Annotated in this window: 17 protein-coding genes and 1 tRNA gene; 7 read left to right on the forward strand and 11 right to left on the reverse strand. The window is 62.3% G+C overall.

The features are described 5' to 3' along the window. Positions 1–561: 561 nt before the first annotated feature. Positions 562–648 (reverse strand) — tRNA-Leu (locus G0A00_RS02500). 146 nt (positions 649–794) lie between these two features. Here G0A00_RS02500 and G0A00_RS02505 point away from each other — a divergent pair. Beyond that, positions 795–1,778: a complex I NDUFA9 subunit family protein gene (locus tag G0A00_RS02505; RefSeq protein ID WP_164178418.1), complete on the forward strand. Its 984-nt coding sequence runs from the start codon at positions 795–797 to the stop codon at positions 1,776–1,778. 79 nt (positions 1,779–1,857) lie between these two features. Beyond that, positions 1,858–2,310, forward strand: coding sequence for a GFA family protein (locus tag G0A00_RS02510; protein WP_164178420.1), 453 nt, complete (start codon positions 1,858–1,860; stop codon positions 2,308–2,310). 105 nt (positions 2,311–2,415) lie between these two features. Here the strand turns inward: G0A00_RS02510 and gyrB are convergent, their stop codons facing one another. The 5 genes from gyrB to rpsT form a co-directional block, all read right to left on the reverse strand. Next, positions 2,416–4,833: a DNA topoisomerase (ATP-hydrolyzing) subunit B gene (gene gyrB / locus G0A00_RS02515; RefSeq protein ID WP_164178422.1), complete on the reverse strand. Its 2,418-nt coding sequence runs from the start codon at positions 4,831–4,833 to the stop codon at positions 2,416–2,418. 79 nt (positions 4,834–4,912) lie between these two features. After that, a complete protein-coding gene (gene recF / locus G0A00_RS02520) occupies positions 4,913–6,019 on the reverse strand; it encodes a DNA replication/repair protein RecF (RefSeq protein ID WP_164178424.1) in 1,107 nt (368 codons plus the stop codon). A gap of 135 nt (positions 6,020–6,154) precedes the next feature. Further along, the gene (gene dnaN / locus G0A00_RS02525; RefSeq protein WP_066103513.1) at positions 6,155–7,273 is read right to left on the reverse strand and encodes a DNA polymerase III subunit beta; all 1,119 of its coding nucleotides are present in this window, start codon (positions 7,271–7,273) and stop codon (positions 6,155–6,157) included. Between the two features lie 179 nt (positions 7,274–7,452). Continuing rightward, positions 7,453–8,895, reverse strand: coding sequence for a chromosomal replication initiator protein DnaA (dnaA, locus tag G0A00_RS02530; protein ID WP_235952855.1), 1,443 nt, complete (start codon positions 8,893–8,895; stop codon positions 7,453–7,455). A gap of 538 nt (positions 8,896–9,433) precedes the next feature. Beyond that, positions 9,434–9,697 carry a 30S ribosomal protein S20 gene (rpsT, locus tag G0A00_RS02535; RefSeq protein ID WP_164178428.1) on the reverse strand — a complete coding sequence of 88 codons (264 nt, stop codon included), beginning with the start codon at positions 9,695–9,697 and terminating at the stop codon, positions 9,434–9,436. A gap of 275 nt (positions 9,698–9,972) precedes the next feature. Between rpsT and G0A00_RS02540 the strand changes: the two genes are divergently transcribed. Further along, entirely contained in the window at positions 9,973–10,155 is a 183-nt protein-coding gene (locus G0A00_RS02540) for a hypothetical protein (RefSeq protein WP_066103507.1), read from the forward strand. Between the two features lie 55 nt (positions 10,156–10,210). Here the strand turns inward: G0A00_RS02540 and G0A00_RS02545 are convergent, their stop codons facing one another. Both G0A00_RS02545 and mutM read right to left on the reverse strand, forming a co-directional pair. Next, positions 10,211–10,987 (reverse strand): enoyl-CoA hydratase, encoded by a 777-nt coding sequence (locus G0A00_RS02545; protein WP_066103506.1) that lies wholly within the window; start codon positions 10,985–10,987, stop codon positions 10,211–10,213. Between the two features lie 64 nt (positions 10,988–11,051). After that, positions 11,052–11,903: a bifunctional DNA-formamidopyrimidine glycosylase/DNA-(apurinic or apyrimidinic site) lyase gene (gene mutM, locus G0A00_RS02550; RefSeq protein ID WP_164178431.1), complete on the reverse strand. Its 852-nt coding sequence runs from the start codon at positions 11,901–11,903 to the stop codon at positions 11,052–11,054. An 81-nt stretch (positions 11,904–11,984) separates the two neighbouring features. On the opposite strand from mutM, the gene ubiE reads away from it, so the two are divergent. Together ubiE and ubiB are read left to right on the forward strand one after the other, a co-directional pair. Further along, positions 11,985–12,737, forward strand: a complete 753-nt coding sequence (ubiE, locus tag G0A00_RS02555; protein ID WP_164178433.1) for a bifunctional demethylmenaquinone methyltransferase/2-methoxy-6-polyprenyl-1,4-benzoquinol methylase UbiE — start codon at positions 11,985–11,987, stop codon at positions 12,735–12,737. 1 nt (position 12,738) lies between these two features. After that, positions 12,739–14,271: a 2-polyprenylphenol 6-hydroxylase gene (gene ubiB / locus G0A00_RS02560; RefSeq protein ID WP_164178435.1), complete on the forward strand. Its 1,533-nt coding sequence runs from the start codon at positions 12,739–12,741 to the stop codon at positions 14,269–14,271. Positions 14,272–14,370: 99 nt separating this feature from the next. Here the strand turns inward: ubiB and G0A00_RS02565 are convergent, their stop codons facing one another. Together G0A00_RS02565 and G0A00_RS02570 are read right to left on the reverse strand one after the other, a co-directional pair. Continuing rightward, complete coding sequence (locus tag G0A00_RS02565; RefSeq protein ID WP_164178436.1) at positions 14,371–15,036, reverse strand: flagellar hook capping FlgD N-terminal domain-containing protein; 666 nt, start codon at positions 15,034–15,036, stop codon at positions 14,371–14,373. A 27-nt stretch (positions 15,037–15,063) separates the two neighbouring features. Further along, the gene (locus G0A00_RS02570; protein ID WP_164178438.1) at positions 15,064–15,699 is read right to left on the reverse strand and encodes a flagellar hook-length control protein FliK; all 636 of its coding nucleotides are present in this window, start codon (positions 15,697–15,699) and stop codon (positions 15,064–15,066) included. Positions 15,700–18,044: 2,345 nt separating this feature from the next. On the opposite strand from G0A00_RS02570, the gene G0A00_RS02575 reads away from it, so the two are divergent. Beyond that, entirely contained in the window at positions 18,045–18,263 is a 219-nt protein-coding gene (locus G0A00_RS02575) for a hypothetical protein (RefSeq protein ID WP_164178440.1), read from the forward strand. Further along, entirely contained in the window at positions 18,260–18,640 is a 381-nt protein-coding gene (locus tag G0A00_RS02580; RefSeq protein ID WP_164178442.1) for a hypothetical protein, read from the forward strand. The genes G0A00_RS02575 and G0A00_RS02580 overlap by 4 nt, the downstream gene beginning before the upstream one ends. Positions 18,641–18,766: 126 nt before the next feature. Here G0A00_RS02580 and G0A00_RS02585 read toward each other — a convergent pair whose 3' ends face one another. Continuing rightward, positions 18,767–20,248 (reverse strand): flagellar hook protein FlgE, encoded by a 1,482-nt coding sequence (locus tag G0A00_RS02585; protein WP_164178444.1) that lies wholly within the window; start codon positions 20,246–20,248, stop codon positions 18,767–18,769. Positions 20,249–20,330 lie beyond the last annotated feature (82 nt).

Here is a 20,330-nt window from a genome sequence, read left to right on the forward strand (position 1 = left end):
TCGTCTGCGCTGGCTCAGCTTGCCGCCTCGCCGCCGCCCCGTCTGGCGTCCCGTCTAGCACCTCAGCGCCGCCGGTGAGGGGCTATTTACGTATTCCCTCGGTGGGTCGCAACCCCTTTTTTCATTTTTCGTCATAAAAAATGCACGAAGGCCGGAAACCGCGTAAAAACAGGGCCACCAACGGACGGCCTTGGAGGAACGTAGCGCCCGCCCCCTCAGCTATGGGCGCAGACAAGCGGACTCCCGCGGCGCTTTGAGCCTGATCTGCGCTTGGCGGGACCACATAGTCCAGTAAATGGAGCCCTCCCATCAGACGCACTACACTAGAGAGATGTTCCTGACGCCACTCCTCGAGTCGGCCGTACCCCGGCTCAGACCATGAGCGACGAGGACAGAGACCACCAAAGGAACACGCGCGCGGCGGAGCCAGAGCATGGAGAGTAAGGGAGAGGAACGAGGCCAGACCTTCTGGCCAACCACAGGATCCTCAGCGCACAGGAAGAGCCCTGAAGCCCGAAACCAAAAAACGCCGCTTAATCCGAAGATTAAGCGGCGTTTCTATGGTGCCCAGGAGAGGACTCGAACCTCCACGGCCGTTAAGCCACTGGTACCTGAAACCAGCGCGTCTACCAATTCCGCCACCTGGGCACAGGTGGTGAGGGGCGTTTAAATATGTCCGCAGGGAGTGTCAACGCAGTTTTTGAAGTTTCTTCAACTTCCCCTCCGTGCGCCGCTTGCCCGGTCCTCGGTGGGCCGGTATTCAAGGTCAGATAGCTCACAGCGGGAGAAGGCAGATGAGCAAGCTCGTCACAATTTACGGCGGTTCCGGCTTTGTCGGACGCTACATCGCACGGCGCATGGCGAAACTCGGCTGGCGCGTGCGTGTCGCGGTGCGCCGGCCCAATGAAGCGCTCTTTGTGAAGCCCTATGGTTCGGTCGGTCAGGTGGAGCCGGTGTTCTGCAATATCCGCGACGACGAGTCGGTGCGCAGCGTGATGCATGGGGCGGATGCGGTGGTGAACTGCGTCGGCACCTTTGATGCGCGCGGCAAGAACAACTTCGACGCTGTGCAGTCCGAAGGCGCGGGCCGCATTGCCCGGATCGCCGCCGAAGAAGGTGTCGAGAGTTTCGTGCATCTGTCGGCGATCGGCGCCGATAAAGAGAGCGCCAGCAGCTATGCCCGCACCAAGGGGCTTGGCGAAGAGGCGGTGCTGGCCAGCTTCCCCAGCGCGATGATCCTGCGCCCGTCGGTGATCTTCGGCATGGAGGACAGTTTCTTCAACCGGTTCGCCGGGATGGCGCGGATGGGTCCGGTGCTGCCGCTGGTCGGTGCGGATATGAAGTTCCAGCCGGTTTACGTGGATAATGTCGCCGAAGCGGCTGAGAAGGGGCTGACCGGGGTGGCCGCGCCGGGCATCTATGAGCTTGGCGGGCCGGAAGTGAAAAGCTTCCGCGCCTTTATCGAAGAGATGCTGAGCGTGATCCGCCGCCGCAAGATGCTGCTGAACCTGCCTTTTGGGCTCGCTTCGGTGATGGGGCGCGTTTCGGAGTTTGTTCAGCGCATCACCGGCGGGCTGTTCACCGCGCCGATCACCCGCGATCAGGTGATCATGCTGCGCAAGGACAATGTGGTGTCGGACGGAGCCAAGGGGCTCAAGGATCTGGGGATCACCCCGGTTGCGCCCGAAGCGGTGCTGCCCGACTACCTGTGGCGCTTCCGTCCCGGCGGGCAATATGACGCCATCAAGGAATCGGCCGCCAGCCTGCGGACCGAGTGAGCGCAAAGCCGGCCCCGGGGCCGGCTTTTTCTTTGGCCGCCCACGGCTCACCCCCACATTCGGAGAAGAGGAAACCCAGATGACCGACCTTCCCCAAACCGGCAGCTGCCGCTGCGGCGCACTGCAGGTCGAAGTGAGCAAACCGCCCATGATGACCGCCGCCTGCCATTGCCGCGGCTGCCAGAAGATGAGCGCCAGCGCCTTTTCCCTGACGATGATGGTGCCGGGCGACGGATTTCGCGTGGTCTCCGGCACGCCAGTGAAGGGCGGGATCAAAGGGCCTGACCTCGATCACTATATGTGCGGCGAGTGTCAGAGCTGGGTGTTCACCCGGATCGTCGGGGTCGAGAATTTCGTGAATGTCCGCCCATCGATGTTCGAGGTGCCGGACTGGTGCACGCCTTATATCGAGACGATGACCGTGGACCGCCTCGACTGGGCGACCACACCGGCCGAGCATCACTATAAGGGATTCCCTCCCGAAGCGGATTTCCCGATGCTTCTGGAAGGCTACTCCAAGGCGCGCGGCTGAGCTCTGTTCTGAGCCGACTATGAAAAGCGGCGCGTGGAGGCCCCCACGCGCCGCTTTATTTTTACTCATGCCTCTGTCTCATGCGGGCCGCCAAGACCCGCCGGATCAGAAGTCGAGGTTCTCCACGCTCAGCGCGTTTTGCTGGATGAACTCGCGGCGCGGCTCCACCACGTCGCCCATCAGCTTGGTGAAGAGATCATCGGCCTCGGCCATGTCATCCACCTTCACCTGCAGCAGGGTGCGGGCATCGGGATCAAGCGTCGTCTCCCACAGCTGGCCGGGGTTCATCTCGCCCAGACCCTTATAGCGCTGCAGCGACAGGCCCTTCTCACCCTCTTCGAGAACCGCCTCGAGCAGGCCGAGCGGGCCAAAGATCGCCTGACGGCGGTCCTTGCGCTCCAGCGTTGCCGGGGTCTGATAGACCGCCTTCAGCGCATCGGTGAAGCTGCCGGTGCGGCGCGACTCGCCCGAGCGCAGCATCGGGCCGTCGAGCGTGCGGACCTCTTCAACGCCGCGCAGGATACGCGCGAGACGGATGCCACGATCCTGCGTGATCCGGCCCTGCCAGCCCTTCTCATACTCCAGCGCGATAAGATCGAGCCGCTGCGCCACCTTGTCGGCCACGCCCTGCAGGTCGCTCTCGACCGCGCCGGGCACGAAGGCCCCGGCGATCGCCGCCTGCTCGAGGATGTGGCGCGGGTAATGCGTCGGGAAGGCATCGAGCACGCGCTTGAGCTGCCGCGCCTCTTCGATCACGCGAACGAGGTCTTGCCCGGCGATCACCTCGCCGTTGCCGGTGGTCAGATGCGCGCCATCGACACCCTGATTGATCAGGTATTCATCAAGCGCGTTCTGGTCCTTCACATAGACCTCGGACTTGCCGCGGGTCACCTTATAGAGGGGCGGCTGCGCGATATAGAGATAGCCACCCTCGATCAGCTCCGGCATCTGCCGGTAGAAGAAGGTCAGCAGCAGCGTCCGGATGTGCGCGCCGTCGACGTCGGCGTCGGTCATCAGGATGATCTTGTGATAGCGCAGCTTCTCGATGTTGAACTCGTCGCGGCCAATGCCGGTGCCGAGCGCCATCACGAGGTTGCCGATCTCTTGGCTGCCGAGCATCCGGTCGAAACGCGCGCGCTCGACGTTGAGGATTTTACCCTTCAGCGGCAGGATCGCCTGCGTGCCCCGGTCGCGCCCGGTCTGCGCCGAGCCGCCTGCCGAGTCACCCTCGACGATGAAAAGCTCGGTCTTCGACGGGTCCTTCTCGGAGCAGTCCTTGAGCTTGCCGGCAAGATAGTTCACGTCCATCGCGGTCTTGCGACGGGTCAGTTCGCGGGCCTTGCGCGCGGCCTCGCGGGCCAGCGCCGCCTCGACGATCTTGCCGACGATCTGCTTGGCCTCATTGGGGTTCTCTTCGAACCACTCGGCCAGACGTTCGTTCATCATCCCCTCGACCGCCGGGCGCACCTCGGAGGAGACCAGCTTGTCCTTGGTCTGCGAGCTGAACTTCGGGTCGGGCACTTTCACCGACAGCACGCAGGTCAGACCCTCGCGGGCGTCATCGCCGGTGAAAGAGACCTTCTCTTTCTTGGCGATGCCCGAGGACTGCGCGTAGTTGTTGATGGTGCGGGTCAGCGCGCCGCGGAAGCCCGCCACATGGGTGCCGCCGTCGCGCTGCGGGATGTTGTTGGTGAAGGGCAGCACGTTTTCGTGGTAGCTGTCGTTCCACCACATGGCGATCTCGACGCCGATGCCATCCTTTTCGCCGGTCATATAGATCGGCTCGGGCATCACCGGCTGCTTGGAGCGGTCGAGATACTTCACGAACTCTTTCACGCCGCCTTCGTAATGCAGCTCGGTCTTGAGCGGCTCGGCGGGACGCTCGTCCTCAAGAATGATGCGCACGCCCGAGTTCAGGAACGCTAGCTCGCGCAGGCGCTTCTCCAGCGTCTCAAAGCTGTACTCAAGGTTGCTGAACGTGTCGGTCGAGGCAAGGAAGCGCACCTCGGTGCCCTGCTCGCCCTCGGCGTCGCCCACCACGCGCAGATGCTCCACGGTCTCGCCATGGCTGAACTTCGCGTAATGCTCCTTGCCGTTGCGCCAGATGCGCAGTTCGAGCCAGACCGAAAGCGCGTTCACCACGGAAACGCCCACGCCGTGCAGACCGCCCGACACCTTGTAGGAGTTCTGATCGAACTTACCGCCGGCGTGCAGCTGGGTCATGATGACCTCGGCCGCCGAGACACCCTCTTCCTGGTGCAGATCGACCGGAATGCCGCGGCCGTTGTCGCGCACCGAAACCGAGTTGTCGGCGTGAATCTTCACCCGGACAAAGTCCGCGTGGCCCGCCAGAGCCTCGTCGATGCCGTTGTCCACGACTTCGTAAACCATGTGGTGCAGGCCCGAGCCGTCATCCGTGTCCCCGATGTACATGCCGGGACGCTTACGGACAGCCTCCAAACCCTTGAGAACTTTGATGGAATCCGCGCCGTATTCCTGCGGTGCGCTTGCCGGTTCGGCCATGCCGCGATCCTTCGTGATTTTTGTTGATTTTATACGGTGTTCTGCCGCGATTGTCACGCCGATGACACAAGATTTGGTGTTAAACCGTGCGGTTTTCAACCACCGATTGCCCTTCCCGCTCGGTCACCTCGAGATGCTGCGCCCGCTCTCCCAGTTCCGCGAAAAGCTCCGGCCCCGTGCCCGTCATCCACGCCTGACTCCCGAGCGCGCAAATCTCGTCATAAAGCGCCGCGCGGCGACCCGCGTCGAGATGCGCCGCCACCTCGTCGAGCAGTAGAATGGGGGCCGCACCGGTCTCGGCGGCCAGCGCGCGGGCGTTGCTGAGAATGAGCGAGATCAGCAGCGCCTTCTGCTCGCCGGTCGAGCAATCCTCGGCGGGAACCCCCTTGGCGGCAAAGACCCCGCGCAGATCGGCGCGATGCGGCCCCACCAGCGTGCGCCCCGCCATCAGGTCCCGCGGACGGCTCGCCTCCAGCGCGGCGCGCAGATCGCTGGCGCTGTCCGGGCAGGGCTGCTCACCGTCGATGAGTTCAAGCTCGGCGGCCGGGAATTGCGTCTCGGCCTCGGCCTGCGCCCCCGCCAGCCGCGCCAGCGCCGCGCGGCGGTTGGCCTGCAGCGCGGCCCCCGCCTCGGCCATCTGCCCCTCGAGCGCGCCGTACCAGAAACCGTCGCGCACCTGATCGCGCAGCAGCCGGTTGCGCTCGCGCATGGCCTTCTCATAGGCGAGGCTCTGCTCGGCGTGGTCAGGGAAAAAACTCAGCGTCATCCGGTCGAGGAACCGCCGCCGCCCCTCGGGGCCCTCGATCCACAGCCGGTCCATCGACGGGATCAACCACAGCACCCGCGCCATCCGCCCCAATTGCACCTGCGGCGCGGCTTTGCCGTCGATATGCACCTGCCGCGCCGCGCCCGCCTCCGAGCGGAAGGTGATCTCATGCAGGCTGCCGCCGGTCTCCAGCAGCCCCTCGATCTTCCACCCCAGCGCCTCGGGGCGGCGCACCATCTCCTGCGCCGAGGCCCGGCGCATCCCGCGCCCCGGCGAGAACAGCGAGACCGCCTCGATCAGATTGGTCTTGCCAGCGCCATTGGGGCCATGGAGCGCCACGGGCCGCGCGTCGACCTCGACCGACGCATGGTGGTGCGAGCGGAAATGCGAGAGCGTGAGGCGAGTGAGATGGAGGGACATTGGATCGACAGCTTTCGCAGGAAGGCAGGCGCTGCTGAGCGTATTTTTGGAACAATGAAGGGCAGAAGCCGCGCCCCTGCCCTTCATTGTTCTTCAAATACGCATGGCGCGACCGAAGGCGGCGCGCGGCGCGGGTCAGACCCGCATCGGCATGACGACATAGACCGCAGACGTGTCGGTGCCTTCGCGCATCAGGGTCGGATCGCCCGAGGAGTTGAACATGAAAACGGCGTTCTCGCGGTCGACCTGGCTGGCGATCTCCAGCAGGTATTTCGCATTGAAGCCGATCTCCAGCGGCTCGTCGCCATAGGCCACGGCCAGCTCTTCCTCGGCAGCACCGCTGTCGGGGGCGTTGACCGAGAGCACGAGGCGGTCTTCATCCAGTTGCAGCTTCACCGCGCGCGAGCGTTCCGACGAGACGGTTGCCACGCGGTCCACCGCCTTGGCGAACTCGCCCGCGTCGACCTCGAGGCGGCGGGTGTTGTTCATCGGGATGACGCGCGAATAATCGGGGAAGGTGCCGTCGATGACCTTGGAGGTCAGCGTGATGTCGGGCGTGGCGAAGCGCACCTTGGTTTCCGAGACCGAGACCGCGATGTCCATATCATCCTCGTCGAGCAGCTTGCGCAGCTCGCCCACGGTCTTGCGCGGCACGATCACGCCGGGCATCTCCTCGGCGCCCGAAGGCAGCGGCGCGTCGATGCGCGCGAGGCGGTGACCATCGGTGGCGACGCAGCGCAGCACGCGGCCGTCTTCGCTGTCGGTGACATGCATGTAGACGCCGTTGAGGTAATAGCGCGTCTCTTCGGTCGAGATGGCAAATTTCGACTTGTCGAACAGCCGGCGCAGCACTTCGGCCTTGGCGCTGAAGTTCGACGAATATTCCGACGAGGCCATGACCGGGAAGTCTTCTTTCGGCAACGTCGCGAGGCTGAAGTTCGAGCGGCCCGCGGTCACCGTCAGGCGCCCTGCGGCATTGTCGGCGGCCAGTTGCACCAGCGCGCCATCGGGCAGCTTGCGCACGATTTCATGCAGGGTCACTGCCGAGACGGTGGTGGCGCCCGCCTGCTCGACAACCGCGGGGGCGCGGTCGAGCACTTCGATATCGAGATCGGTCGCGCGGAAGCTGGCCGTGTTCCCTTCGGCTTCGATCAGCACGTTCGCAAGGATCGGAATGGTGTTCCGGCGTTCGACCACCGATTGTGCCTGGCTGACTGCCTTGAGCAGTGTCGCCCGTTCTATGCTGACTTTCATCGCCCTGTTCCTCGGTTGGCCGGAGGGGCAGCTTGGCGCAAAACCGGAGCTACTCCAACCTGTTTTGGTGATTGATCAGATAGATTGCCTGCAGCGTCAAGGCCGCGGGGCCGCCCGAAGGCAGCCCCGTTCCCATTTGTGGTCGTGCGGTCTCAGGCTTGGCGCCTCAGGCTGAGGTGTCAGGCCTCGAGCGCGCGGCGCAAGAGCTCGATGTCATCGGCGATCTGGCTGTCCTGCATGCGCAGCTCTTCAATCCGCTTCACACCGTGCATGACCGTGGTGTGGTCGCGCCCGCCGAAACGGCGGCCGATCTCGGGCAGCGAGCGCGCGGTCAGCTGCTTGCACAGATACATCGCCACCTGACGCGGGCGGGCGAAGTTGCGCACGCGCTTGGGGCCGATCAGATCGCTGAGGCGGATGTTGTAGTGATCCGCCACTTTGCGCTGGATCTCTTCGATCGAGATCTTGCGGTCAGAGGCGCGCAGCACATCGGCAAGGCAATCCTGCGTCAGCTCCATGGTGATCGGCTGGCCGACCAGCGAGGCGAAGGCGAAGAGCCGGGTCAGCGCGCCTTCGAGCACGCGCACGTTGGTCGAGATGCGATGCGCGAGGAACTCGAGGATGCCATCGTCAAGCTGCAGCGAGGGATATTGCTTGCGGTAGGTGTCGACCTTCGACTGCAGGATGCCGAGACGCAGTTCGTAATCCGTCGGGTGCAGGTCGACCACGAGGCCGGACTGCAGGCGCGAGCGGATGCGGTTCTCAAGATCCTTGATCTCATCCGGCGCGCGGTCGGCCGAGATGACGATCTGCTTGTTCTGGTCCACCAGCGCGTTGAACGTGTGGAAGAACTCTTCCTGCGTCGAATCCTTGCCGGCGATGAACTGCACGTCGTCGACCATCAGCACGTCGACCGAGCGGAACAGCTCTTTGAAGTCCATCATGCGGCGCTCGCGCAGGGCCTGCACGAAACGGTACATGAACTGCTCTGCCGACAGATACAGCACGTTCAGATCCGGGCGGCGGTTGCGCAACTCCCAGGTGATCGCGTGCATCAGGTGCGTTTTACCAAGACCCACGCCGCCATAGAGGAACAGCGGGTTGAAGGTCACGGTCTCGGCCTCGGCCACGCGGCGCGCCGCGGCATGGGCCAGTTCGTTCGGTTTGCCGACGATGAAATTGTCGAAGGTGAACCGCGCGTCGAGCGGCGCGCTCGGCAGCAGATCACTGCCGCCCTGCGCGGTCGCAGCTGCGGTGCCTGCCTGCGTTCCTGCATAGCCGCTCGCCTGAGCTTCGGCCTGCACGCTTTGCAGCGCCGGTTCGGGCTTGTTCGCCGCTGCCGGGCGCGGGCTCGGTCGGCCCATGGCCGGACGCGGCGCATTGCTTACCCGAAATTGCAGGCGGCGGACCTGCGAATCCAATGTCGAGATCTGCGACAGCAGCAGGTCTCCGAAATTTTGCGAAACATAGGTGCCGATAAAATTTGTCGGCGCCAGGAAGACCGCCACCCCATCGGCCTCCAGTCCCTTATATTCAAGGGGTTTGATCCAGGTTCGATAATTGTTTTCCCCGATCGTGCTGCTCAGCCTGTCTTGCAGCGCGCCCCATTGTTCCTGCGTCATGTATCCCCGCTCCGTCTCTTCACCGGTTCTTCTGTCCCTCGGGCGACACACACATATGCCCGACCGAGCCAACCGCAGGGATGCAAGAACTGGCCCCATGCCAAAGGTGGCATGGACCGGGATGAGATATCTCTGTCCCAGTGATTTAGGAACGCAGGAAGACTCCCCGGGATTCCCAGTACCCCGAAGCGACCCCATGACGGTGCCTCAATCACCCATATTACAATTGGACTGGCAGGATGAATTCACCCCGGTTTCGGCGTCTGTGCAGCAGACTGCCGAAGCGACGGAAACGTTCCACGATTCCCGTGGTAGTGTCCCCGATTGCCTGTCCCCCCAGCGATGTGACTCGCCTGATGAAATTACCCCTCTTCCGCGAAGAGCGGCAACCGAACTTCAAACTTGACTCACCGGATTCCGAAAAAAGAATCTAGGGCTCCAAAATCTTGTGTGAGTCACAAAAAAAGGCACCACCAATGGCGATGCCTTTTCGGTCACACACTTTTGAGGTGTGTCATTTCAGTCGGGCAGAATGCCCTTAGCCGAGTGCTTTCACGCGCGACGAAAGACGCGACATTTTGCGTGCAGCGGTGTTCTTGTGGAAGACGCCTTTGGTGACGCCGCGCATCAGCTCGGGCTGTGCGGCGCTCAGTGCGGCGAAGGCTGCGTCCTTGTCGCCCGAAGCGATCGCTTCTTCGACTTTGCGCAGGTAGGTACGGATGCGCGAACGGCGTGCCTTGTTGACGGCGTAACGCTTTTCGTTCTGACGTGCGCGCTTTTTGGACTGGGGCGTGTTTGCCATGATGAAACGGTCCTTTTCTGTGGCCGATGGGCCTGGTTATGGCCGACGGCCTGGTCTGAATTTCGGACGCGCAATATCCACCAGACCCGGATCTGTCGTGCCGGACCGATTCTTGCCTTAGCGGGCATCACGCGCATGTAGCCGCGGCGCATACCCCATTTTCCGCCGGTTGCAAAGGGCATTGCCGGAAAACTTGGGGAATGGGCATGGAATCGGCTAGGATCGGGCTCCCGCGGGGGACCGCGGAGGGTTCTGACTGAAAGGAGGAGTCAGCCATGAACACCATCCAGATCACTCAGGCGGCGCAGGCGCTGTATCGGGCCCACGGCGGCAGGGCCGAAGCCGAGGCTGCCGCAAAGGTGCGTGAAAACGAGGAGAAAGGGGATACGGCAGAGGCCGAGACCTGGCGCGCCATTCAGGCGGCGATCCGGCAGGGGCGCGGCCCGCTTCAGGCCTGATCCCCTCTGACGCCAAAGGTGCAGCCCGTCCCCGCGGGGACGGGCCACGCAAAGCTTAGCGGTCGCGGAACTGCGGGGTCCGCTTTTCGAGGAAGGCCGACATGCCTTCCTTCTGGTCTTCGGTGGCAAAGAGCGAGTGGAACAGGCGGCGCTCGAACAGCAGCCCCTCGTCCAATGTCGTCTCGAAGGCGCGGTTGACCGCCTGTTTCGCGGCAATCGAGGCCAGCATCGACTTCTCGGCGATCTTGGCTGCGGCGCTTTGGGTCTCTTCCATCAGCTGCTTGACCGGCACGACGCGGCTCACCAGCCCCGAGCGCTCGGCCTCTTCGGCATCCATGAAGCGGCCCGTCAGATGCATGTCCATCGCCTTGGCCTTGCCGACGTAGCGCGGCAGACGCTGCGTGCCGCCGATCCCGGCGATGACGCCGAGGTTGATCTCGGGCTGGCCGAATTTCGCGGTCTCCGATGCGATGATGAAATCGCACATCATCGCCAGTTCGCATCCCCCGCCAAGCGCGTAGCCGCTGACCGCGGCGATCACCGGCTTGCGAACCTTCGAGACCGCCTCGGTGGCCGGTTCGAAGAAATCGCCGAGATACATCTCGACGAAGGTTTTTTCCGACATTTCCTTGATGTCGGCCCCGGCGGCGAACGCCTTGGCCGAGCCCGTCAGGATGATGCAGCGCACCTTGTCATTGGCATCCGCCTCGGTCAGCGCCTGCGCAAGCTCGCCAAGAAGCTGGCTGTTGAGCGCATTGAGGGCGTCCGGGCGGTTCAGGGTAATAGTGGCAACGTCGTCGTCTACTTCGACGATAATCGTCTCATAGGCCATGACTTCGGGCTCCCGTCCGTTGGCATTGTCGCGCAGCCTTACCAACTTGACCCCTGCAATCAAGCTATCTTTGGCAGTTCGGACAGTAGAAGGAAGAGCGGCCAGACTGCACGATCCTGTGAACGGTGTTTGCGCAACCGGCTGCGCGGCAGGGCTGGCCCTCGCGTCCGTAGACATCGAAGCTGTGCTGAAAATATCCAAGCTCGCCATCGGCTTGGCGATAATCTTTCAGCGAAGAGCCGCCCGCCGCGATGGCCTCGCTCAGCACTTGCCGGATGATCGGCACCAGCGCAGAGATGCGTTTTTCCGAGATTTTATTGACGCGGCGTGAAGGATGGATGCCGGCGCGGAACAAGGCTTCACAAACATAAATGTTGCCCAAACCCGCGACGATCTTTTGATCCAGAAGTGCCGTCTTGATCGGCATGCTGCGGCCCTTCAACGCCGCCACAAGGTGGGATTCGCTGAATTCATTGCCCAGCGGCTCCGGCCCGATCGCCGCGAGCAGCGGATGCGCCTCGGCGGTCGCGGTCTCCATCAAATCCATTGCGCCGAAACGTCGCGGGTCGTTGAAGGTGATGCGCGCGCCGCTCGCCATCTCAAAGACCACGTGGTCATGCTTTTCCGGTGCCGGGTGCTCATGCACGAATCTGCCCAGCGGATCGCCAGAGATCAGCATCCGCCCCGACATGCCAAGGTGGATCAGCAGCGTCTCACCCGTGTCGAGATCGCCCAGAATGTATTTCGACCGCCGCCGCAGCCGCAGCACCCGCGCCCCGGTCAGCCGTTCGGCCATCCGCTCGGGGAAGGGCCAGCGCAGATCGGGGCGGTTCACTTTCGCCTCGGCGATAAGCTCTCCTTCCATCACCGGAGCAAGTCCGGCACGGACGGTTTCCACCTCGGGAAGTTCGGGCATCACGGATCCTTTCGACTGGGCCGCATTGCAGCGCGGCGCGCGGGCTCTATAAGGAGTCTCGGACACAGGACGGCAAGGCCCATGACCAAAGAGACCGGAAAAACCACCCATTTTGGGTTCACCGACATCCCCGAGGAAGAGAAGGCTGGCCGCGTGCGCGGGGTCTTCGGGTCGGTCGCGTCGAAATACGACGTGATGAACGACGCCATGTCTTTCGGCATTCACCGCATCTGGAAGGACGCGATGATGGACTGGCTGGCGCCGCGCCCCGGGCAAAAACTGCTCGATGTGGCGGGCGGCACAGGCGACATCTCGTTCCGCTTCCTCAAGCGCGCGGTCCACGGCCACGCCACGGTCTGCGATCTGACCGAGCCGATGCTCGTCGAGGGCCGCAAGCGCGCCGAGGCGGCCTCTATGGCCGATGAGCTCGATTGGGTGGTCGGCGACGCCATGGCGCTGCCCTTCCCCGACAACAGCTTTGACGTCTACACGATCTCCTTCGGCATCCGGAACGTCACCCGCCCGCAAGAGGCGCTGAACGAAGCCTACCGCGTGCTGAAACCCGGTGGTCGCCTGATGGTGCTGGAATTCAGCCAGATCCCCAATGATCTGATGCAGAAGGTCTATGACCTTTATTCGTTCAACATCATTCCGCGCATGGGGCAGGCCATCGCCAACGACCGCGACAGTTATCAGTACCTGGTGGAATCGATCCGCAAGTTCCCCGATCAGGAAACCTTCCTCGGGATGCTGCGCGCGGCGGGCTTCGAGAACGCCAAATACCGCAACCTGAGCATGGGGATCGCCTGCCTGCATTCGGGCTGGAAGATCTGATATGAAGGGTCCCCACAACATCTGGCGGCTGGTGCGCACCGGCGCCACCTTCGAGCGGACCGGCGCCATGAGCGTGGTGCTCGACGCATTGGACGCGCCGCCGATGCTGCGCGCCGCGTCGAGAATCATCGCCAAGCCGTTCAAATGGCTCGGCTACGAGGGCGACCCCGCGATGCCGCCGGTGACCCGCGCGCTCTCGGCACTGGGACCCGCCTACATCAAATTCGGTCAGGTGCTCTCGACCCGCCCCGACGTGGTGGGCGAGGATCTGGCCAACCAGCTTCGGGTGCTGCAGGACAAGCTGCCGCCCTTCCCCACCGAGGCCGCGAAAACCCAGATTGAAGCCGAGCTTGGCGTCTCGGTCTCCGAGATTTTCTCGGAGTTCAGCCCGCCCGTCGCCGCCGCCTCCATCGCGCAGGTGCATAAGGCGCGCCTCACAGAGACTGGCGAAACCGTCGCGGTCAAAGTGCTGCGTCCCGGAATCGAGCGCGCCTTCCGCAAGGATATCGACGCCTTCTGGCTCGCGGCCGATGCCATCAACTTCCTTTCTCCCGCGTCGCGCCGTCTGCGTCCGCGCGATGTGATCGCCCATTTCGAGGGCGTGGTGAATGGCGAGCTGGACCTGCGGCTTGAAAGCGCCTCTGCCAGTGAGTTCGCCGCAAACACCGTGGATGACGAGGGCTTCCAGCTGCCCGAGGTGATCTGGGGCCTGTCGGGCCGCCGGGTGATGACCATGAGCTGGGCCGAGGGCGTGCCGCTTGGCGACAATGCCGCGATCGACGCCGCCGGTCATGACCGCGTCGCGCTGAGTGAGCGGGTGCTTCAGCTGTTCCTCAATCACGCGCTGCGCGACGGATTTTTCCACGCCGATATGCATCAGGGCAACCTGAAGGTGGCACCCAATGGCGACATCATCGCCTATGACTTCGGCATCATGGGGCATATCGACGAATACACCCGCCGGGTTTACGCCGAGATCCTTTATGGTTTCATTCGCCGCGACTACCGCCGCGTGGCCGAGGTGCACTTCGAGGCGGGCTATGTGCCCGCCGACCGCGACGTCGATGAGTTTGCCCGCGCCCTGCGCGCGGTGGGCGAGCCGATCTTCGGCATGGATTCGACCCGCATCTCTATGGGCCGACTGCTCAACTACCTCTTCGAGGTCACCGAGCGCTTTGGCATGGAAACCCGGACCGAGCTGATCCTGCTGCAGCGCACCATGGTGGTGGTCGAGGGCGTGGCCCGCTCGCTGAACCCGCATATGAACATCTGGAGCGTCGCCCGCCCGGTGGTCGAGCAATACATCAAGACCTCGATCGGCCCGCGCGCTGCGCTGCGCGATTTTGCCAAGACCGCGCGTGTCATGGCCCGTTTCGGTCCCCGTCTGCCCGGCCTGGTCGAAGACGCGCTGGTGCGCCAGACGCAGGGGCTTGCCGACGAGCTCGAGTCGAAATGGACCCGGCGCCTCGGCTGGGGGATCGCCGGGCTGCTGACCGGTGCGGGCGGCACGTTGATCCTGATGTCCATCCTCTGATCTTGTCTCCGGCCATCGCGCAACGCGGTGGCCGGAAACGCAGCACTGCCGATCCTCTGGCTCTGCGTTCTCGCCGCCCGAAAGGCCGTCGGCGCAGGCTCAATCCGCTGCGTTCCGCAAGGCTGTCACCTCCGCGACCTCGCGCATCACACCGCCGCGCAGCGTCAGAATGTTCACATCATCCAGCCGGGCGACCTCGTCGACCCGCAGATACGCGCCAACCTCGCGCGTTTCATCAAGGGTATCCTCGCGGTACACCTCCAACTCGACCTCATAGATACCATGCGACACCGTGGCACCGCTAAGATCGGTGCCATCCCACCTGTAACTCTCATCTCCGGCCCCCACCGCGATTCGGTTCTTGAGCGATCCATCTGCGCCACGGATCACCAGAACCGCGCTTTGCGCATCCTCGGGGACCTGCGTCACCAATTCCACCGGCGCGCCATCGAAATAAGCGGCGCCCATCGTGAGCGCTTCCATCCCGATCCAACCCGCCAGACGCTCAAGACCACTGCCCGTTGCCAGCCGCGTGAGCTCCGTCAGCAGTCCGTTTGTCAGAACCTGTTGTTCCACGGTGGAAAAGCTGGCCAGTTGCGAGGCATATTCCGTGGCATCCACCGGATTGAACGGATCTTGATTCTGCGCCTGAGTGGTCAGCATCTTGAGGAAGGTCTCAAAATCTCCGCTCAGTGACGCCGCATCGCTCACCTGCCCCGATGTCAGGTCAGCGGTCTGAGCTAGATTTGTCGCTGCTACTTCCATTTCTATCCCCTTCCGATCCAGAAACGCTCAGAGCCTGAGGTCCATCCCATTCGATTGGCGCTTACCCGACCTCGGCGCTTGCGTCGCCGCTGTGGTCACTTCCGCCGAGGGATGGGGCTGCCCTGCCCCGCGCAGCTTGCCGGGTGCGGGCTGACGGCCAGAACGCCCGCCGGCAAACGAAAAACTACTGCTCTGATATCCATGCTCCTGAAGGTATCGCACGAGCTGGTCCGCATGACGCCGTAGTAGTTCGAGCGTTTCCGGCCTGTCTGCGGTGATATGCAGGCTGACCCCTTGCTCAGAGTGTTTCATGTTGAAACTGACGCGGCCAAGCTCTTCGGGCTCGAGCTGCAATTCGACCCGACCGTCTTCCGCGCCGGTGATCGCTTCCGCAATCTGCCGGATCGGCGGTGCGATCCGTGCAGGCGGAATTGCCTCCCTGGAGGCAATGTCTCGCGGCTCGCTCTGGACAGTGCCCGATGTCAGCCCAGCCGACAGGTCCGATCGCTCCGAAGCAAGCTCACTGCCGAGTTTTGCCTTCAGTTTCGCCGCTGCCCGCTCCGACAGCGGCTGCTGCTCTAGAACCGGTTGGGTCGGTTTTGGCAGCTTAGCAAGGTGCTGAAAAACTCCGAGTGCCGCCGTTTCGACGCGAAAGCGCGTCAATTTTCAGGGTCTCTCGTCGATCTGGTGAAAAGGCGGCGCACCGGGGCCTGACGAGCGAGGCGAGAAGCGTGCTCCTCAGACCTTTTTCCGCACCCTGTTAGGCTTGTCCAAGAGATCGGGACGCACTGTACCAGACTGCGCCCTCGCCGTACGTGGGACCAGACGGACCTCCGTTTCGCGGCGGATTCGAGCCATCGAAGGCAGTGATTGCGTCACTCCGGCAGCGCGAATACCCACGGCTTCGGACCGGGAAGGAACTTGCCCCTGAGCTGGAAATCTTTCCTGCTCAGGCTGGAGATCCGCTGCAGAAGCCGATGACGACTGATCCGGGCGCCTCGGCTCGCTGGCTGTTTCCCTAAGGTCCGGAGGTTGGCTCTGGGCCTCGGCTGGCAGGCCTCTGCGCGGGTTCCGCTCTGCGCTCGGCAATTCACTTCCTTCTTTTGGCATCGATGGCGGAGGGCGCCGCATCGGATTTGCGTCCCTCTCGACCAGACGTTCTTCTGTCGTCGCGGCGCGATGCGATCTTCCAGAAAGGCTCTGAAAGGCCGTTTCTGTCACCACCGCGATCACTGCCTTTGCGTTGTCTGGAGCTTCATCCTGTTGTGGGCCGAAACTCTGGTCAGCAATATTGCGGGTCTTTGGGTCTGCGATCGGATGTGGCCCGCTGTCAGCTTCGATCAGCCTTCGCGATGCGGGAATTGCGGGCTCCGCCGGCCCTCGGGTACGTGCGCGAGACGGACCCTGCGGCGCGAAGTCCGACCGTTGCAGGTCGGTGTCATTCGCAAACCCCGATGACGGATGCATAGGCGCCGCGGGCGCGGCGCCCCGTCGAGGTGCCATGGCTGGAGCTTGCGTATCGTCTTCCCGCGGTGAGCTTGGCCGCTGCGCAGAGGGGCCCAGGGCCAATTTGACAGGAGGTTCGAAGTTTGGCGCAAGCTCCCGCGCAGCAAGTCTTTCCGCATGAACACGTATAGTCCCGTCACTTTGGGTTGTGAGGGGCCGCTCAGTTACTTCGCCCCGCCCTGCCGGCCATTTCATAGGTTGCAAGACTTCGTTGCGGGGCGCGATTGCCCTCGGATGGGTTTGGCGGCTAGTCACACGCTCCTCATCTTGGAGCCGGTGCCCGCCCAAACCGACTGAAGCCCGCCCCTCGCTTGGAAACGGCTCGGCCAAATCACTGCCCACTTGCGGCGCAAGCGGCGCGATTTCTCCCGCTTGGGTTTTAGGACCATGCACGTGGCGCAGTTCCACCGCCTCCGTTCGCAAGTTCTTTCCCCGACTTGCAGTTTCGGGATCTCCCTTAGGATAACCCCCGTCCCAAGGCGTTTCCTTCTGAGGATTCCCCGACACCGGCTCTTCAGCGCGATCTGCATCAGCCTTTGTCTGGGATGTGCTCAGTGGCTCCAAAGGCAATCGAGGGGCACTTCCATCGGCTCTTTCCGGGGTTTGAAGGGCCGGAAGAACAGGTAGCTCGCCCGTCGCAGTCGAGGTTATCGACACAGGGAGCTCACGCGAAATTTTCGCAGGTAACCCAAGGGCCTCGGATATTCGCGTGCGCGGTCTGCTAGCCTTTTCGTCGGCCTCTGCATCGGTGATCACAGAGGGCGCAACCACGGGTGGCACGACCGCAGGGACTAGCTCTCCGAGGGGACCTGTACCGTCTTCGACCGTTCGATGTGTGACCGGTATTGCCCGCTCGCTTCCCAGTTCCGAAACTGTTGAGCCATTCAATACAGGTATAGGACGATCATCTGGGCGCAGCCTCTCCCCTAGGCGCGGCAGAATATCGAGATAGGAATTCTCCGATATCTTAAATACAATCCCTCCTGATTCAATCGAGTCCTTATTTCCATTCTCAAGCTGAAGATTGAGCGCATCATGGAGTAACGGAGTAGGGGAAATTTCTTTATGAATAGAAAAACCGGCTGGAAATTCTATGAAGGCAACTTCATCCATTTCAACCGAAACATCAAAACAATCCACATCCCAATCTACGTCATTTTTCTGAAAAACTATGAGTTCTCCCTCGGATCGGTAGAAATCTGATCTAACGGAAGACTTCCCGACCGAACCATCCGAATGGACCTCACTCATCACATCCAAAAACTCGAAGTCACCTTTGTGACCTGCGGGCACGCCACCACTACTGGCCACTGTGGATGAGAATGGCAATGTTTGATCGATCCCAAGCTTCAACGATCCAACTTCAACAATTCCCAGAAAAACATTCATGCAGGCACCCTCTGAGACTTGAGTGAAATTTACCCATTGCGACCTAACAATTGCTTTACCAAAACCATTTTAAATATCTCCTGCTAAGTTGGCTTCGATCACAGGAGATCGCGATGACCGAGAATTCTGCAACTGTCGCTGGAAATCCCGGCGCACTTCTCAATCGTCTCTATATTTCACAAATGCTTCGGGTTTCCGGAGCGTTTTCGGCGCGTGAAAGCTTCGGCGGCGGCGCCGGGGAGGCTCAGTTTTCTTCTTTTCTTCGAGAGGAGATCGCGACGCAGGTCGCAGATAATCTGCAGATTCTGCCCGCGTCCCTGCTCCAGAAATGATGCCGCCCGCGGCACGCCAGACGCGGCAACAGAACGGAAGCACGCCCTCGGAAGCGCTCCTCGCGCTTCTGGAGGCAGAGCGCAGAACGATCTTGCACGGCAGGCTCGAGGAACTGGATCAGATCGTCCGGCGGAAAGAGGCGTTGCTTGCGCGTCTTGAGCGCGATCCAGGATCGCTTCGCCGGGCACCAAACCTGCGCGCCGTGCTGCAGCGAAATCACCAGTTGCTCGAGGCGGCGCTGCAGGGTCTTGCGGATGTGAAGGCACGCATCGACCGGCCCCGAGCGCTGCTCAATCGAATGGAGGTCTACGGTCCCTCCGGCCACAAGACTCAAATCGGCACGACCGAGATGCAGAGGATTTTCAAGAAACTTTAGGTCGACAAGCCCGGAGAGGGGACACAAATCGCTCGCGATTTAGCGTTGCCTTAAGAAGAGCAAGCCTAGCGTGTGAGGGCATCCCGAATGGATGGCGCAGGGGGGACAAGCTCTCCGGCTGCTTCGTCAGAACGACGTCCGAAGGGGCCGCGGCGGCAGGGCTGCAGTGGCCGATGGCAAAATGGCGCAAAGCGTCGAATCCAAGGACGAAAACCTAATGTCTAGCATCCTGACGAACAATGGCGCGATGGTCGCGCTGCAGACCCTCAAGTCTATCAATATGAACTTGGCTACGACCCAAGGCGAGATTTCCACCGGCAAAAGCGTCGCCAACGCCAAGGATAACGCGACCGTCTGAATCACCTTGGCGTTCGAGGAATAGGCCCGCTGCGTCTGGATCATGTCGGTCAGTTCCTGCGCCACATCGGTGGTCGATTCCTCGCGGGCGTAGGATTTGATGTCGCCCGTCGGCCCGTCGCCCGCATCCCATAGGAAATAGGATCCACTTTCCGGCGAGGGCTTGAAGGTCTGGTTGTCCATCGGGATCATGCCGTTGGGATTGGGCAGATCGGCGAGCGGAATCTGGTAGAGCGTCTTGCTGACCCCACTGTCATAGAGCGCGTTCACATAGCCATTCTCATCGACCTCGACCGAGACCATATTGCCCACCGGTGAGCCGTCCTTGGTGATGGCGATGGGGGCAAAGCTGTTGGAGAGCTGCGACAGACCGTTGCTGTCGCCAATCGCGCCAATGTCGAACTCGATCGGTCCACCGGCAACATTCACCGTAAGAAGGCCGGTCGCGCCGCTATAGGCGCCGCCGCTCACCGTGGTGACTGTGTTGATCGTCCCGCCGCTGCCCCGTGTGTCATCGAAGGTCACCACATATTCACCGATCACCGCGCCCGCAGAGGCGCTGTCGGTCATCACGATGGTCCATTCGTTGGACATGCCCGTCGCCGGCACGGTCGGTGTGAAGGTCAGGGAAATATTCTGCGACACGCCAAGATTGTCGAAATATTCGACCGAGAGCGTCTCGGAGGCTCCGTCAGAGACGTCCATCGTCGCGGTGGCTGGCAGGTTGAGGCTCATTTCCACGGCGGTGGTCGGATCGCCCTGAAGGTTGAGGCTGAACTGCACCGGTTCCATCCCGTCGACCGTGTCCCGCGGGAAGTTCGGTATCGTCCCATCGATATCTGCGGGCCAGCCCAGCAAGTAGTAGCCTGCCTCATTCGCGAGGTAGCCGTTTTCATTGATCCTGAAGGAGCCGGTGGAGGTGAGCAAAAGCTCGGGTTCACCGGGGCTTGCCTCATACTGGGGGCCAGCGACCACCGGCAGCATGCCCCTGCCCCGAACCGCAAGATCGGTGGCATTGCTGGTGGTGACCAGCGATCCCTTCTGATCCACCAGCCGCATGTTCGAGGACATCACCCCGCCCGCAGTATAGGACCGGCCGCCATCGGTCATCACGAGCGAGTTGAACTCGGTCTCGGCCCTTCGGTAGCCGTAGGTCGAGGAGTTGGCGATATTGTCAGAGATCGCCGCCAGCCGACTGGCATTCGCCGTGAGCCCCGAAACACCTGCGTTGAGAGACGAAGAGATGGTCATGGACGCGCCTTTCTGCTGTCACCTGTTCCCGTCCCCTCCGAGACTAAGGACGCGGGTTTAACGCCGCGCTAACAGGTAAAAT

It is taken from the genome of Salipiger sp. PrR002 (assembly GCF_010500775.1).
Classification (GTDB): domain Bacteria; phylum Pseudomonadota; class Alphaproteobacteria; order Rhodobacterales; family Rhodobacteraceae; genus Salipiger.